The organism is Micromonospora sp. RV43 (assembly GCF_001029515.1).
GTDB lineage: Bacteria > Actinomycetota > Actinomycetes > Mycobacteriales > Micromonosporaceae > Micromonospora > Micromonospora aurantiaca.
Map to the genome: position 1 here is coordinate 63,836 of NZ_LEKG01000004.1, position 16,170 is coordinate 80,005.

At 72.8% G+C, this 16,170-nt stretch carries 9 protein-coding genes; 6 read left to right on the top strand and 3 right to left on the bottom strand.

Going from position 1 to position 16,170, the window contains the following annotated elements:
• Nucleotides 1–28 precede the first annotated feature (28 nt).
• Together ABD52_RS02440 and ABD52_RS02445 are read left to right on the top strand one after the other, a co-directional pair.
• Nucleotides 29–928, top strand: coding sequence for a 2-hydroxyacid dehydrogenase (locus ABD52_RS02440; RefSeq protein ID WP_235437308.1), 900 nt, complete (start codon nucleotides 29–31; stop codon nucleotides 926–928).
• A 259-nt stretch (nucleotides 929–1,187) separates the two neighbouring features.
• A complete protein-coding gene (locus ABD52_RS02445; protein WP_047890620.1) occupies nucleotides 1,188–1,367 on the top strand; it encodes a hypothetical protein in 180 nt (59 codons plus the stop codon).
• A gap of 122 nt (nucleotides 1,368–1,489) precedes the next feature.
• Here the strand turns inward: ABD52_RS02445 and ABD52_RS02450 are convergent, their stop codons facing one another.
• The gene (locus ABD52_RS02450) at nucleotides 1,490–4,627 is read right to left on the bottom strand and encodes a hypothetical protein (protein ID WP_152748171.1); all 3,138 of its coding nucleotides are present in this window, start codon (nucleotides 4,625–4,627) and stop codon (nucleotides 1,490–1,492) included.
• A 208-nt stretch (nucleotides 4,628–4,835) separates the two neighbouring features.
• Here ABD52_RS02450 and ABD52_RS02455 point away from each other — a divergent pair, with 208 nt between their 5' ends.
• Complete coding sequence (locus ABD52_RS02455; protein ID WP_047890622.1) at nucleotides 4,836–8,258, top strand: BTAD domain-containing putative transcriptional regulator; 3,423 nt, start codon at nucleotides 4,836–4,838, stop codon at nucleotides 8,256–8,258.
• A 26-nt stretch (nucleotides 8,259–8,284) separates the two neighbouring features.
• Here ABD52_RS02455 and ABD52_RS02460 read toward each other — a convergent pair whose 3' ends face one another.
• Both ABD52_RS02460 and ABD52_RS41550 read right to left on the bottom strand, forming a co-directional pair.
• The gene (locus ABD52_RS02460) at nucleotides 8,285–8,965 is read right to left on the bottom strand and encodes a hemerythrin domain-containing protein (RefSeq protein WP_047890623.1); all 681 of its coding nucleotides are present in this window, start codon (nucleotides 8,963–8,965) and stop codon (nucleotides 8,285–8,287) included.
• Between the two features lie 118 nt (nucleotides 8,966–9,083).
• Nucleotides 9,084–9,890, bottom strand: a complete 807-nt coding sequence (locus ABD52_RS41550) for a M23 family metallopeptidase (RefSeq protein ID WP_053065272.1) — start codon at nucleotides 9,888–9,890, stop codon at nucleotides 9,084–9,086.
• A gap of 232 nt (nucleotides 9,891–10,122) precedes the next feature.
• Between ABD52_RS41550 and ABD52_RS02470 the strand changes: the two genes are divergently transcribed.
• The 3 genes from ABD52_RS02470 to ABD52_RS02475 all read left to right on the top strand — a co-directional run bounded on the left by ABD52_RS02470 (nucleotide 10,123) and on the right by ABD52_RS02475 (nucleotide 16,127).
• On the top strand, nucleotides 10,123–13,095 hold the full coding sequence (locus tag ABD52_RS02470) for a helix-turn-helix transcriptional regulator (RefSeq protein ID WP_161801597.1): 2,973 nt from the start codon (nucleotides 10,123–10,125) through the stop codon (nucleotides 13,093–13,095).
• A gap of 75 nt (nucleotides 13,096–13,170) precedes the next feature.
• Nucleotides 13,171–13,317 (top strand): hypothetical protein, encoded by a 147-nt coding sequence (locus ABD52_RS39670; RefSeq protein WP_161801598.1) that lies wholly within the window; start codon nucleotides 13,171–13,173, stop codon nucleotides 13,315–13,317.
• Between the two features lie 80 nt (nucleotides 13,318–13,397).
• Complete coding sequence (locus ABD52_RS02475; protein WP_053065274.1) at nucleotides 13,398–16,127, top strand: S8 family serine peptidase; 2,730 nt, start codon at nucleotides 13,398–13,400, stop codon at nucleotides 16,125–16,127.
• The last annotated feature ends 43 nt before the right edge of the window (nucleotides 16,128–16,170 follow it).

Sequence of the window (16,170 nt, forward strand, 5' to 3'; positions counted from 1 at the left end):
AGCGCACTCACCAGGCATGATTGTCGCCGTGCGCTACCTGATCTCTCACCCCGACGCAGTTCCCGATCTTGGCGATCTTGACGTCGCCCTGTACGACGGCACTCAGCCCATGCCCGAGAACCTGGACGGTGTCGAGTTTTATGCGGTGCCGTACGGGACTATTGATCCACGCCTCTGCGAGCCGATCGCCCGGATGCCCCGGCTCAAAGTGGTGCAGACCGTGACTGCTGGCTACGACCACGTTCTGCCGTTCCTGCGGCCCGGCCTGATTCTGGCCAACGGCCGGGGCGTGCACGATGCGGCCACCGCCGAACTGGCCGTGGCGCTCACCCTGGCGGCCCGGCGCGGCCTGCCGGACTTCGTCCGGGCGGGGGGCGAGGGCCGCTGGGCCTCGGGCTGGTCGACCGGGCTGGCTGACGCCCGGGTGCTGATCGTCGGGTACGGCTCGATCGGCGCCGCGATCGAGCGCCGGCTCGCCGGGTTCGAAGTGGAGATCAGCCGGGTGGCCCGGAGCGCCCGCCCTGGAGTACAGCCGGTTTCCGAAATTGCGGACATGTTGCCCCAGGCAGATGTTGTCATCCTGTCCGCGCCGCTGACCCCGGAGACCGAGGGCCTGGTGAACAAGGACTTCCTCGCCACGATGGCAGATGGTGCCCTGCTCGTGAACGTATCGCGGGGCCGGGTCGTGGACACCGAGGCACTGCTCGCCGAGCTCAACACGGGCCGCCTGCACGCTGCCCTGGACGTCACCGAACCCGAACCGCTGCCCGCCGGGCATCCGCTGTGGTCCGCGCCGAATGTCCTAATCAGCCCGCACGTCGGCGGCCTGACAGCCGCGTTAGCACCTCGGGCCCGTCGACTGCTAGTCGACCAGGTCAGGCGGTACGCGGCGGGAGAGCCACTCACTAACATCGTTATCGGGCCGTAACCTCCGGTCCCGCCCGCGATCCGACCAACGGTCGTTGCCCGGATGGCCGAGCTGATCCACGACACGCTCAACGATGCCAACTGCGCTTGCCCGATTCTCAAGACCAAGCCTGCGCACTCTCATCGGCCAGAAGCGGAAGCCGGGCGGCCCGCCGAGTAGGTCCGCCCCGACCTTCGACGAAAGGATAGGGTCTGAGGGGTCACTCCATGCTCACAAGCCGAAGCTGACCCCTTTCTGGGAGAGCTGTCCCGCTGACGGTATGTCCAGCGATCTCGGACAGACCATCACCTGCACGTTCGACAACCGGCTACGCGGACACCTGCCGGTCACCGGCCTCAAGCTGACCGGAGTCATCGCCGGCACCGTCGCCACGATGCTCACCGGCACGGCCCTGCTGCTGGTCGGAAAGCGCCGCAGGACGCACACCGTGAACGACTGACAGCCGATGGCGGTCCCGGGACGACCTCCGGGGCCGCCATCGGCACCGGAGGGGACAGTGGTCGTCCGGGTGGCCGGGGCGGGACGGTGGTCCGCCCCGCCCCGGCCACCCGTGCAGCTCGGTCAGGCGGCCGGGTGCAGGGCCGCGCTGGTGGCCCGCAGCAGCCCCACCACGCTGCGCACCGACGCCAGCCCTTCCCGGTGGCTTCCGGCCGCGATCCGGCCGGACCAGTACGCGTACCGCTGCGACAGCTCGTCGCTGCGCGTCGCTGCCGCCTGGACGATGCAGGAGGCGAGCGGATCACGCGGTGCGTTCGCTCCCGTCGCGGGCGCGCAGCCGGTGCCGAACTGCTCCTGCCCGGCCAGCGGGCTCAGCCCCGAGACGTCACCCCGGCACGGATCCCAGTCCACCTGCTGGGTGCACCCGGCGTAGTTCGTCGACGCCTTCTGGTAGGCGTTCTGCAGGTGCAGGGAGCCGGTGTTGTAGCTGCTCTGGCTGCGGGGCAACCGGAAGTCGGCGGGCAGCGCCCGATCGCCGAAGAGCCGCCCGTGCAGGACGTCGTCGCGTTCGAGTGCCGATGACCACCCCAGCTCGCTGAAGATCTGCAACAGCCGTACCGCGTCGGAGACCTTCTTGCCGGCGTCCCAGAGCTGCTGGGAGAGTCCCCAGCTTCCCGCCGGCGGACGGTCCACACCGGTGCCGAGCGCCGCGACCCGGTAGAAGTAGCGCTGCTTGCCCGTCAGCATTGCCCGCACCTTGGTCCGAGCCTCGGCCAGCGCCGCGGGATTGTCCACCACAGTTCCGTGCGCCTCCACCGCGGCCCGGTACGTGGTCGCCCACTTGTCCGCCATGTAGTAGTGCGGATCGCGGCAGTAGCCGGACGGCGGGTTGGCGCGCTGATCCCACAGGCAGATGTCGAGCAGCCTGGTCTTCCAGGTGACGGTGCGTACGTCCTGCCACTGGCCGCCGTTCCACTGTGCCTGCTGGTGGACGATCACCTGCAGGTCACCGTTGGTCCGCTGGCTACGGGGCCCGTCGATCACCTCGAGGTTGACGAACTCGGCCTCCACGCACGAGCGCAGTTGCGGCCGGTACGCCGGAGCCATGCCGTAGTTGCCCAGGTGGTAGACGTTCGGCAGCGCGGACCGGTTGACCGGTGCCGGGGTGGCGAACTGCGAGAAGGTGGTGCCGCAGTAGGGCATGCCGGCCACGTCCGCGATCCGGCCGGCCGCGGGGATCTCCTGGTCGGGGCTGCCCCAGATGTCGTACGAGCGCTCCCCTTCGACCCACCGTACGCCCCGGCCCACGTCCTCCAGGGCGGTGGACCAGCCGGTCGTCGCGGTGCGGTAGTCGGCGAGCAGCCGTTCGAACAGCGCGTTCGTGCCGCCGTTGGCGGCCGGGGCGCTGAACTGCCGGACCCGGCGGTTGACCGCCTCGCCCGCGGCGACCGTGGTCTGCGTCTCCGCCGCGGACAGCTGGGCCGCGTACTGCGGGTTCTGGAGTTGCAGGATGAGGTTGGCGCGGGCGCCGAGCAGCCAGGCGGAGGGATTGGCCACTCCCGAAGCCGGGCCGTCACCGGGGGCGGGCGTGAGCGCGATCCCCCGCGCGCCGGCCCACTGCGCCAGGTAGTCGATCGCCCCGGACGGCAGGGAGAGACCCACGGTGGAGACCGGGTCGGCGAGTGAGGTGCCGGTGGGGACCACGAAGGGCGCCTGCCGGGCCGCGTCCGCGGCGAAGGTGCGCGTGGGCGAGTCCGCCTTGTCGAAGTAGGTGGCGTACGAGTCGATGGCCGGCACACCCCGGGCCTCGCGGTGCACGTACAGGTCCACGCTGGTGCGCAGCGGCGCACCGGCGATCTGCTCGAAGGCCGCCTGGCTGGCCAGGGCGAGCGCGTCCACCCGCTGGTCGAGCACGATGAGCTGACCGGCGATGACCGCGAGCTGGACGCGGACCTCCGCCAGATCCCGGGCGAGCGCGTCGAGCTGCGCGGTGAGCCCGTCGTACATGACCCCGAGCATCTTCTCGATCCGGTCGAACCGGCGATCCATCCCGACGGCCAGCCGGTTGATCTGGTCGCGCAGGGCCGCGATCTGGCCGCCGGTGCCGTCGTCCGCACCGCCGCCGGAGGTGAACAGCGGAAGCAGCGTCATCGCAACGCCGACCAGTGCTCCGACCAGTGTGAACGTCGACATGGCCGCCGCCGCGAAGGTGAGGCCGGCGGCGGACATGGCGGCGGTGTACGTGGTGATCGCGGTGATCGCACCGACGACCGCCTTCGCGATGGTCTCGATCTGCTTGCCGAACTGCTTGTCGACCATGCCGGCGAGCTTTCCGAGCACTGTGACGGCCTGGCCGAGCTGCTCGTTGAGCTTGCGGTCCGACTCCGCCTTGGCCTTCGCCGCCGCCTCGTCCGCGCTGGTCGGCTTGTTCGGGCCGTCGATCGGGAACCGGTCGGACTGGGCGACGGCGTCGGTCACCGCCTGCACGGTCCGCTGCCGCAACGCCGCGATCGCCACGTCCAGTTGGTTCTGCACCTCCGCCCGGTACGCGGTCCTGTCGCCGAGTCGCGCCGTGATCGCGGTCAGGTCGAGGTGCCCGGCGAGATCCGACGACTGCGCCAACTCGGCGGGCGGGGTGTCCAGGTCGAGGCCGATGCGGGAGCCGACGGCGGCGTTCCACACCTGCGTGAGGACCGGGTCGTCGGCGGCCTGCTGGTGCAGCGTGCCCCACACCGTGCCGAGGGCGTCCCGGGAAACGATCTCCCACATGTAGTCCTGGGTGCCGCTGCGGATCTGCTCGATCGGCGGGACGATCCCCTTCAGCTCCTCACCGGTGGTGCTCCGCAGCAGACCTCGCACGGTGGGCCCGCCGAGGTGCGCCGCGTCGCTGCCGGCCAGGCGCTCCATCGCCGCGCCAAGCAGATACAGTCGCGCGGGCGACTCGTCGCCGGGTGGGACCGCGGCGGTGACCAGCCCGGTGACGGTGTTCAGGTGGCCCCGGACGGTGGCGGCGTCGGCATTCGGATGCACCGCGCGCCAGTCGCTCAGCTCGGCGGCGATCACCGCGTCCACCAGGCCCTGCGTGCCCCCGTCGCGCACCTGCACGACCGCGGCGAACAGGGCGTGGTTCACCTCCTGCTCGTCGTACTGCACCGGGTCGGCCGCGATCGCCGGTCCGGTCAGCGACACGGCCAGGCTCACGCCGGTCACCGCGGCGAGCCACCGCCGGCTTCCGCGGCGGTGGCGTTGCTGTCTTCTCATGGATGTCCTCTTTCCGGCCGCACCCGGAGGGGTGCGCTGTGACACCCATGGAGCACCTCGTCGTTTGGCCGGCACTTAACGGCGCCTTGGCCTCCGATTGCCACTGTGGTGCGTGGCCGGTCCGCGCGCCCCTGATCGGCGCCGGCCGGATGCCACGAGTCAGAAAGGGGATCGTGCGGGCGGATCGCGGACCACTACGGTTTCTCGCGTGACGACGATCGGTGTGCTGGGATCGATTCGGGCCGGCCGAGACGGCACGGCGATCGACCTCGGCCCTCCGCGGCAACGCGCGGTGCTGGCCCGGCTCGTCGCTGCCGACGGGCAGGTCGTCTCGGTCGACCGGCTGGTGGACGACCTGTGGTCCGCCGATCCACCGCCCCGCGCGCAGGCGGCCCTGCAGGTCTACGTCTCCAACCTGCGCCGGGTGCTCGAGCCGGGCCGGCCACCACGCGTGCCCGCCCGGCTGCTGGTGACCGCCGCCCCTGGCTACGCGCTGCGGCTGCCGGCCGACGCGGTGGACGCGTGGCGCTTCGAGGCTACGTTGCGCCGCTCGGCGATCACGGGCGACGCGGACCCGGCCGACATGCTCGCCGCCGTCGATGCCGCCCTGGCCTGCTGGTCCGGCCCCGCCGCCTACGCCGAGTTCGCCGGCGAACCGTGGGCCGACCGGGAGAGCGACCGGCTCGCCGGGATGCGGTCGACCGCGTTCGAGCGACGGGCCGAGGCGTTGCTCGCGCTGAACCGGCCGGATCGGGTGATCCTCGACCTGGACACGCACGTCCGTGAACATCCGCTTCGCGAGGCAGCGGCCTGCCTGCTCGCCACGGCGCTCTACCGGGTAGACCGGCAGGCGGACGCGCTGGCGGTCCTGCGCGCGACCCGTGCGGCCCTCGCCGAGCAGCTCGGCGTCGACCCCACCCCGGCGCTGCGGGCACTGGAGGTCGACCTGCTGCAGCATCACCCCCGGCTGCGCGTCGCGCCGTCGCGTCCCGCGCCCGTCGCGGCACCGGCCCGGACGGTACGCCTGCCCGCCGCGGCCGTCCGTCCGGACCGCTCGCTCGGCCCCGGCCGCGCCGACGAACCCCTGGGCCGGGACGGCGAACTGGCCCGGCTGCGCGGGGCCGCCGACCGTGCCCGGGCCGCCGGTGCGACGCTGTGCTGGTTGCACGGCGATCCCGGCGTCGGCAAGTCCACGCTGGTCCGCCACCTCGTCGACGAACTCACCGCCGCCGGCTGGGCAGCCGCCGCCGGCACGTGCCCCGACGTGGCGGGCGCGCCGCCCGGCTGGGCGTGGCACGAGATCGTCGAGCGACTCGACGCCCAGGTTCCGCTCGGCGCGGCCGAGCAGCGCGGCCTGCGGCTGCTGCTGGGGCGGGACGGGCCGGCCGGTCCGGGCTCCGACGTCCCGGACGGCTCCGACGTCCCGGCCGGTCCGGGCACGCCCGACGCCGCCGGTGACGGGCCGGGTGGCCGCCACGCCGAGTTCCACCTGCGGCGCAGCCTCGCCGACTACCTCCGTCGCACGGCGACCGACCGGCCGCTGCTCGTGGTGGTGGAGGACGTCCACCGGGCCGACGGTGAGACCCTGCGCATCCTGCGCCACATCACCACGACGATCGGCTCCACCGCCGTGCTGGTCGTCGTCACGTACCGCCCCACCGAGGTCACCGACGAGCTGCGCGCGGCCCGCGCGGCGCTGGCCGGCGCTCCGGCGGTCGAGCTGAGCCTCGGCGGCCTGCCCGACCGTGCCGTCGTCGACCTGTTGCACCGGCACGGTGTACCGGGAGCCGACGCGGAGGTGCTGCACGCCGTCCGCGAACGCTCGGGCGGGAATCCACTCTTCGTCGTGGAGCTGGCGAAGCTGATCGCCGCCGAGGGCCGGGAGTCCGCACTGGACGGTGTGCCGGCCGGGCTGAGTCACGTCCTGCACCGGCGGCTAGCCCGGCTGCCGGCGGCGGCCCAGACCGTGCTGCGGCAGGCCGCCGTCCTCGGACCGGAGTCGGAGGTCGACGTGCTGGTGGCGGTGGACGGCGGCGTGGAGGACACGGTGCTGGACGGCCTGGAGGCCGGTATCACAGCGGGTCTGCTGGTCGAACCCGCACCGGGCCGGGTCCGGTTCGCCCACGCGCTGATGCACGACGCCCTCTACGGCGCCGTGCCGCTGCTGCGCCGCACCCGCATGCACAGCCGTGTCCTGGCGGTGCTGCGCGAGCAGCGACCGGACGACGTCGCGGCACTGGGCCGTCACGCGCTCGCCGCGCTGACCCCGGCGAGCGCACCGGAGGCGGTACGCCACGCCGCCGGCGCCGCGCGCCACGCCGCCGCGCTGGGGGCGCCCCGGGAGGCGGCGACGCTGTGGGCCGGGGCGTTACGCGCCGCCGACCTCGCGCCCGACGACGTCGCCGCGGACGTACGGCTGGGACTGCTCTGCGGGCTGGCCGGGCAGAGCGCGCTCGCGGGCGACGTGCTGGCGGCCCGCGACGCCCGCGACCGGGCGATCCGGCTGGCCGCGGACGGCGGCGAGCCGGACGCGCTGCACACCGCACTGACCTGCTTCGACGCGCCGGTCACCTGGACGATCCGGCCGGACCGGATCGTCGACGAGCCGTTGGTGCGGCGGCTGGAGCAGGCGTTGCGGCGGGTCGGGCCGGATCGGGCCGGGCTGCGCAGCCGGCTGCTCGCCACGCTCGCGTTCGAGATCGAGGGCACCGACCTCGGACGAGCGGACACGATCACCCGGGAGGCGGTGGCGCTGGCCCGATCCGCAGGGGATCCCGAGCTGTTGTGCCGGGCCCTGAACGCCCGCTACTTCGTGGCGATCGCCCCGCCGTTCCGCGCGGAGCTGGCCGAGATCGGCGCCGAACTGCTCGCGGTCGGCGAGGCGGCCGGGCTCACCGCGTACCAGTGCGAGGCCCACCACATCCTATATCAGGCGGCTCTGCTGCGGGCGGACCTGACCGAGGCGCGGCACCACGTCGACCAGGCCGTGGCCCAGGCCGCCTCGGGACAGTTGGGGCTGATCCTCGCGGTGATGGGCTGGTTCGAGGGCCTCACCGCCCTGTTCGCCGGTGACCTCGATGCGGCGATGCACCGGTACACCGAGGTCAGTGAACGAATGGGTCGTATCGGTGGACCCAACGCCGCGGCGATGGGGCTGATGGGACAGTTCACGGTCTTGACCACGGCGGGCCGGGGGCACGAGTTGATCGAGCCGCTCCGGCGGGTGCACCGCCGGGTTCCCGAGGACACCCACGACGTGCTGGCCCACGCGCTGCTCTCCGCCGGTGACGTCGCGGGCGCCCGCGAGGTGTGGCGGCCCGGGCAGCCGATCCGCCCGGACTACCTGTGGCTCTACTGGATGACGCTGCGCGGCCAGGTGGCGGCCGGATTGGCCGACCAGGAGGTGGCTCGTCGCTGCTACGCGGAGCTGCTGCCGTGGGCCGGGCACTTCGCCGGGCTGGAGTGCGGGTCGATCTCGCTCGGCCCGGTGGATCAGACCCTGGCGGCGCTCGCCGTCGTCCTCGCCGACCCGGCGGCCGCCGCGGCGCACCGCGCCGCCGGGCTGAGGCTGGCCCGTGCTGTCGGCGCGATGCCCTGGGCGGACGAGTCGGCGTACGCCGGTGTCGGCTGACATGACGGCCGTGTCCGCCGGCCGGTTCACCCGACGAAGACCGTCGCCTCCCGACGTCGGAACCCCGGTCGCAGCACGGCCAACATGATCCGCAACGCCGGACCCGCGACGGCCTTGAGTTCGGCCAGCTCCTCGGGCCGGGCGTACCGTTCCATGCGGGGAAGCTCGAAGCGCAGCGCCCCGCCCTTGCGCACAGCCGTCTCGACGGTGTTCCAGTCGGCGACGCCGACGTAGCGCCGGATCACCGGGAAGATCAGCCGTTCCTCCTCCTCGATGTGCTCGTCGAGGAGGTCCCGCAGCCGGGCGAGCACATCGGCGAGCCGCGTCGCGACCTGCCGGGTCGCCGGCAGGTCGGCGGCGGCGAACGCCCTGACGAGATCGTGCGCGGCGGCCCGGATCTCGTCCAGTACCGGGTCGAGCGCCACGTGGTCCTCGGTCAGATCCCGGAGATCCACCTCGGCCCCGGCCGAGCGTTCCAGCACGGGCCAGAGCACCTCGTCCTCCATCCGGTGATGGTGGTGGATGCCATCGCAGAGCAGTCGCAGGTACGTCCGAAGCGCGACCGCCCGGCGCCTGTCGTACGCGACCTGCCCGGTGGCGACCCGGGCCAGCAACTCGGCCAGGCGCCGGGTGTCGGCCCGCATGGTGCGGTGGTTGACCTGGAAGCCGGTCATGTTCGGCGTGGTGTGTGCGGTTCTGGTGTCCATCTCGTCTCCCTGCCGCCCGCAGCGGCCGCTCGTCGTCGGACTCGACGTTGCGGCACTGCACTTGGCGTGCACTTGGTGCCCGCCTGACGGCCGGGGTGCGGCACCGGGAAGCGCCGGATCAGGCGGGCACTGTGCCGTTGAGGTAGGCGTTGATCTGGTCGATCTCCAGCGCGTTGAAGACCTCGGGCTGGTCGGCGGCCTGGTTCGAGTTGATGATCCGTTTGAACAGGTTGTAGTGGGCCATCGACCGCAGTCCGATGACGCGGTTGGGGGTGACCAGGTAGCCGGTTCCGCCGGTGCTCCAGATGAGGTACATCAGTCCGTCCTTGGTGACGATCTCGGGGGGTGATCCGGGCGCCCCGGCGTACGGGGCGCCCCTGAGAACCGACTCGGGGTCGACTCGTTGACCGTTCGGCTGGAAGATCTCGAGGTGCAGGTGCGGGCCGGTGGAGTGGCCGGTGGAGCCGACGTTGCCGATGTGGTGCCCGGCTGCGACCTGTGTGCCCGTCCCGACCCGGGGAGCTTCCCGCATGTGTCCGTAGGCACTCCGCCAGCCGTCCGCATGTGTGATGGTGGCGTTGTGACCGAGGCCGCCCGTACTGTACGACACACCGGTCACGGTGCCTGCCGCGATCGACCGGACCGGGTAGCCGAGGATTCCCGAATGGCTGTAGTCCGTGCCGTTGTGCATCCTGGACTCGCCGGTGATGGGGTCCGTCCGCGGCCCGAACGGTGACGTGACCGGAACCCACTTGTCGAACGGCCGGTTCCATCGGGGCGTCGCGCCGAACGCGGCCTCCGCGAGCCACGCCTCCGGAATGACGCCGGCCGTCAGCGCGGTGGTGACCAGGCCGAGCAGGTGACGACGGTTGATGCCGGCCTGTGCCGCGCCGTCCCGTGGGGGTGACTCACCGAGTGTCCGCATCTGACTCCTCGCTCACGCCCCGACCACTGTGACATTCGAGATCCTGAATGTTAGGACGGTCGTGCCGGTGCGTGTCAAGTCCGGGGCGCGTGCCGCAACCGACGGGCGGGCGGATCGGACCGGCCAGCGGAATCCTGATCGGCGTCACGACAGGCCGGCGCGAGCGAGGATCGGGCCGGGACTCTTGTCGCCCGCCACCGCCACCGCGATGATCAAAGACAGCTGTGGAGACGTGCGCAGGCGACGGCAGGGGGCGGCGGTGGTCGACGAGGTCGCTGTCCAGCCGGCCGACCCGGATGCGGGTGAGGTGGCGGCACCCCTGCTCATCGGCCGCGAGCCGGACCTGCGCCGACTGGGTCAGGTGCTCAGCGGCACCTCGGCGCTGGTCCTCATCGAGGGCGAGGCCGGTGTCGGCAAGAGTCGGCTCCTGGACGAGTTCCTGTCGTCGCCCGCGGGCGCCCGGCACACGGCGCTGACGGCGGTCTGCCCGCCCCTTCGTGAGCCGTACACATTGGGTCCGATCGTCGAGGCGCTGCTCACCACTCACGTCGAGACGGTGGCCGGTCTGAGCCTCAGCGGCCTGGCCGGAGCCCTGCGACCGCTGTTCCCCGAATGGGCCGAGCATCTGCCGCCGGCTCCGGAACCGGCGGAAGATGCGAGCACCGCCCGGCACCGTGTGCTCCGGGCGCTCGCCGAACTGCTCGACAAGCTGGGGGTGACCCTGCTCGTCGTCGACGACGCGCAGTGGTCCGACGACGCGACCCGTGAGTTCCTCCTGTTCCTGGCCGAGCGGTCCGGCCAGGGGCCCGGCCTGGTGGTGGCCTACCGTCCGGAGGACCTGGTGGGAGATCCCTGGTTGCTGCGCCTGTCGGGCCGTCTCCGGCCGCACCGTGCGCGGCTCCGGCTCGTCCTCCACCCGCTCGACCTGTCCGAGACCGCGGCCCTGGCCTCCTCGATGCTTGCCCACCAGCAGGTCTCCGACGAGTTCGCCCGGCACCTGCACGCACACACCGAGGGGGTGCCGCTCGCCGTGGAGGAGTGCGTGCGGCTCATGGCCCGGCGCGGCGACCTCATCCGTCGTGGCCAGGACTGGAAGCGGCTGCCACTGGACGAGATCGTGGTGCCGCCGACCGTGCGGGACACCGTGCTGGAGCACGCCAGCCGCCTCGCCCCGTCCACCCAGGCGGTGCTGCGCGCCGCCGCAGTCGTCGGCGACCCGGTCGCCGAACACGTGCTGTCGCAGGTCAGCGAACTGCCGTCGGCGGAGTTCGCCGACGGACTGTCCGAAGCCGTCGCGCATCGGCTGCTGCGCCAGCGGGACCACCTCCGGGTGTCCTTCCGCCACGTGCTGGCCGGCCGGGCCGTCTACGACGCCATCGCCGAACGGGACCGCCGGACGTTGCACGAGCGCGTCGGACGGGCGCTCGAAAGCGTGACCCCACGACCGCTGGCGCAGCTCGCGCGGCACTTCCGTCACGCGGGTGACGGCGCGAGGTGGAGCAGGTATGCGCAACTGTCCGCCGACGTGGCGCTGGAGACCGGCGACGAGACGACAGCGGGCGCGTTGCTCCATGACGTGCTGACCAACGGCGACGTGCCGGCCGAGCAGATGTGCGCGCTGGTGGACAAGGTGCCGTTCGGCTCCTTCACCGGCGCCGACCGTCTGCGGGATCTCGTCGGCGCCGTACGCCGGGTGCTCAGCCGGGGCGTACCCGATCCGGGTGTGGAGGCGAACCTGCGATTCCAGCTCGCCCGGATCCTCAACGACATGGAGGAGTTCGACGGGGCGCACGCGGAGTTGGAACGGGCGCTGCCGCACCTCGACCGGGAGCGCGCCTCGCCCGCGGTCGCCATGATGGTGCTCGGCTGGCCGCGTGGCCGCTCACCTGCGGCGCGGCACCTGACCTGGCTGGACCGGGCGGTGGAGTTCGCGCGCTTCCTGGAGCCGTCGGACCGGTTGCGGGTCGCGGCCGGCCGGGCAGCCGCCCTGCTGCAACTCGGTGACCGGCGAGGATGGGTGGAGGCCGGGCAGATTCCCGCCGTGGCGCACGCCGTCCGGGACCGCCGGATCATCACCGTCGCTCATCTCAACATCGGTGACGCGGCCCTGCGGTGGGGGCGGTACGCGGAAGCCGGCCGCTGGCTCGCCGCCGGGCGCCGGCTCGCCGTCGAGTACGAGCAGGTCCGGATCACCGAGCTCGTCGACTCCACGAAGCTGCACCTGGACTGGTTCACGGGGGCCTGGGACGGCCTCGCGGAGCGGGCGGCGGCGATGGCGACCACTGATGACCTCCACCCGGTGAGCCGGGTCGAGCCGATCATGGTCGGCGGCCTCCTGCGCATGGCAGCCGGCGACCTCGTCCGGGCCGGCCGGGACATCGACCTCGTCGTGGCGGGCGCCCGGGACGCCGGCGCCTGGGACACCGTCGCGGAGGCGGTGGCGACGCTGGCACAGATCCGGCTGCGCGAGGGACGGCCCGACGAGGCCGTGGCGATCTCCCGTGACCCCTGCGAGGCCGTCCTGGCGAAGGGGGTGTGGCTCTGGGGCACGGACGTGGTGCCGGCGCGGGTCCAGGCCCTGCTCGCCACCGGCGCCCCGGCACAGGCCAGGGACCTGGTCGACGCGTTCGCCGAGGGACTGCGGGACGGGCCGCTGCCGGCGCCGCAAGCCGCGCTGCTCGACTGCCGCGGCCTGCTCGCCGAGGCCGCGGGCGGCTACGACTCGGCGGCCGGCCTGTTCGCGCGAGCCGCGGCGGCATGGGCGGCGCTTCCCCGGCCGTACAGCGCGGCGCTCTCCGCCGAACGGCAGGCACGGTGCCTGATCCGGGCCGGGGCCGTCCCGGAAGGACTCGACCTGCTCACCGACGTCCTGGGCCGGCTGTCGGCCCTGCCGGCGGGTCTCGACGTCGACCGGGTCGCCCGTGCCCTCCGCGCACACGGTCGCGTGGTGCCGCGCGTCTGGCGTGGTGGCCGGAAGGGCTACGGATCCGAACTGTCGCCCCGTGAGCTGGAAGCCGTCGCCCTCGCGGCGCAGGGGCGGACGAACCGAGAGATAGCAGATGCCCTGCACCGCTCACACCACACAGTGGCCAGCCAGCTGAAGTCGGCGATGCGCAAGGTCGGGGTGTCCTCCCGTGCGGCGCTCTCCGCGCGGGCGATCTCCGCGGGACTGGTCCCCGGGTCCGGCACCGCCGCGGGCGACTGATCCCCCGGCTGCCCGGGGTTGTTTCCCTCACCTGGGGGATCGCAGCACCATCCCGTGGTTGACCACGATGCTGGCATGCCGCATCGAGACGACCCGGACGAGGACGAGACGACATCGCCGGAGTCCACCGGCCCCGCTGGCACGCCTGGGGACTCCCCGGCCGGAGCCGGACCGGGCGACACCACCGACGCCGAGGACGACGACCATTACCTGCCGTTGTGACCGGCCGCAACCCGCACAGCCCGTTCAGGGAAGGAACCCGTATGCGCCCCGCCCATCCGTCACGACGAAGACTCACGACAGTGGTGGCGACCACCATCGCCACCGTGCTCACCCTGAGCGGCGCCGCCACCGCGATCCCCTCGGCCGCGCCGGACCCGGGACCGGCCGCCGCGATCAAGGCCAAGATCCGTCCCCAGTTGCAGGCCCAGCTGAGCACCGGCAGGCCCTCGGTGGACTTCTGGGTCTACTTCGACGGAAAGGCCGACCTGGCCGAGGCCGGTGCGATCAAGGACTGGAACGCGCGCGGCACTGCGGTGGCCGCGGCGCTGAAGCGCACGGCCGAGACGAGCCAGCGCGCCGTACGCACGGAACTCACCGCCTCGGGCGTCCGGTACCAGAGCTTCTGGGCGACGAACGCGATCAAGGTGACCGGTGACGAGGCGCTCGCCGAGCGGCTGGCCGCCAGGAGCGGGGTCGGCTCGCTGCTGCCGTCGTTCACAGTGGCCCCGCCACCGGTCACCAGGGGCACCGGCCGGCAGGCGGCCGACGTGGTCGAGTGGGGGATCGCCAACATCCACGCCGACGATGTCTGGGAACAGTTCGGCGTACGTGGCGAGGACATCACGGTGGCCTCGATCGACACTGGCGTCCAGTTCGACCACCCGGCCCTGGTGCGGCAGTACCGCGGCAACAAGGGCGACGGCGTGTTCGACCACAACTACAACTGGTTCGACGCGGCCGGCACCTGCGGCGCCGCGCCCTGCGACGGCGACGGGCACGGCACCCACACGATGGGCACCATGGTCGGCGACGACGGCGCCGGGAACCGGATCGGGGTGGCGCCGAAGGCCCGCTGGATCGCCGCCAACGGCTGCTGCCCGGACGACGCCGCGCTGATCCGCTCCGGCCAGTGGCTGCTCGAACCGACCGACCTGAACGGGCAGAACCCGGATGCCGGCAAGCGGCCACACATCATCAACAACTCGTGGGGCACCACCAGCCCCTCGAACGAACCGTTCCTGGAGGACATCAGCCTGGCGTGGACCGCGTCGGGCATCTTCGGTGTCTGGGCCAACGGCAACAACGGGCCGGGCTGCCGGACCAGCGGCGCCCCGGGCAGCCGGAAGATCAACTACTCGGTCGGCGCGTACGACCCGGCGCACGCCCTCGCGCCGTTCTCGTCCCGCGGAGAGGGGCAGGACGGCGAGATCAAGCCGAACATCGCGGCGCCGGGCGTGAACGTCCGGTCGAGCATGCCGGGCAGTGCGTACGGCAACCTCAACGGCACCTCGATGGCCGCACCGCACGTCGCGGGCGCCGTCGCCCTGGTCTGGTCGGCGGCCGGGGCCATGGTGGGAGACCTCGACGCCACCAGGTCCCTGCTGGACGGCACCGCCGTCGACAACCCGGACGGCCAGTGCGGCGGCACCGACGACGACAACAACGCCTTCGGCGAGGGCCGGCTGGACGCGCTCGCACTAATCAAGCAGGCGCCGAGAGGTCCCACGGGCAGGGTGAGCGGCACCGTCACCGACGCCGCGACCGCGAAGCCGGTCCCCGGCGCCACAGTCACCGTCACCGGTCCGGTCAGCCGCGAGGTGAGCACCGACGCGGACGGCGTGTACCAGTCGGGCGCCCTGCCGCTCGGCAGCTACACGATCGAGGCACGCAGGTACGGCTACGCCTCCGGCAGGACGCAGGCGCAGGTCCGCGAGGGCGCGACCACGACCGCCGACGTCGGGCTCGTGCCCCAGCCGATGAGCACGGTCAGCGGCACCGTCACCGACGGATCGGGACACGGCTGGCCGCTGTACGCCAAGCTCGTCATCGGCGGCTATCCACTCGGGCCCGTCTTCACCGACCCGGTGACCGGCCGGTACCGCGTCCGGCTGCCCCGCTCCTCGTCGTACACCGTGCAGGTCACCGCCCAGTACCCCGGTTACCAGGCCGCCCGGCGGACGATCGAGCTGGGGGAGGCGGACCTCGTCCAGGACGTGGCGCTGACCGTCGACGCGTCGGCCTGCACCGCCCCGGGCTACCGCTTCAGCGGCGTCGGCGTGAGCGTCGACGACTGGTCCGACACCGGCACGAGGGGCGGCTGGCAGACCTCGGGCCGGCCGGGCTGGCGGTTCGACAACCCCGGCCATCGACCGGTGCCCGACGGCGGTGGCGGCCGGTTCGCCGTCGCCGACTCGGCGTTCGGCGCCGGACAGCGGTTCGACACCAGCCTCACCTCGCCGCCGCTCGACCTCTCCGGCGACGCCGCGCCGCGGCTCACCTTCGACACCTCCTACTACCCGGACGGCGCCGGCCAGCGGGCCGACGTCGACGTGAGCACCGACGGCGGCCGGACCTGGACGACCGTGTGGAAGCGGACCGGCGACCACGCGTTCGGCACCGTCAGCCTGCCGCTGCCGCGGGCGGCCGGTCGCAGGGACGTCCGGATCCGCTTCCACTACCGGGGTCACGACGCCTGGTGGTGGGCGGTCGACGACGTGTTCGTGGGTTCCCGCGCCTGCCGGCCGGTCGAGGGTGGGCTGGTCGTCGGGTTCGCCGGTGACCACGACACCGGCGCCCCGGTCTTCGCGACAGTCGCCCGCACGGGACAGCCCCAGGAGGCCGGTACCGGCGTCACCACGCCCGTGGACCCGGCGGTCGGCGACGGCCTGTACTGGGTGTTCTCCTCAGCGGTCGGCCGCACCGCGTTCACCGCGAGCGCGACCGGCTACCGGACCGCCACCGCGACGGTCCTCGTCCGTAGGGACGCGATCGTGACCCGGGACTGGTCACTCGTGCGGGCCGGCGGCTGACGTGCCGGACGACGCCGCGCACCGCCACTCCGCCAGCCCACCT

What these genes read in the sequence shown, in the direction of transcription:
- ABD52_RS02450 (WP_152748171.1), bottom strand. Translation starts at nt 4,627, where the DNA reads ATGAGAAGACAGCAACGCCACCGCCGCGGAAGCCGGCGGTGGCTCGCC.
- ABD52_RS39670 (WP_161801598.1), top strand. Translation starts at nt 13,171, where the DNA reads ATGCCGCATCGAGACGACCCGGACGAGGACGAGACGACATCGCCGGAG.
- ABD52_RS41550 (WP_053065272.1), bottom strand. Translation starts at nt 9,890, where the DNA reads ATGCGGACACTCGGTGAGTCACCCCCACGGGACGGCGCGGCACAGGCC.
- ABD52_RS02445 (WP_047890620.1), top strand. Translation starts at nt 1,188, where the DNA reads ATGTCCAGCGATCTCGGACAGACCATCACCTGCACGTTCGACAACCGG.
- ABD52_RS02460 (WP_047890623.1), bottom strand. Translation starts at nt 8,965, where the DNA reads ATGGACACCAGAACCGCACACACCACGCCGAACATGACCGGCTTCCAG.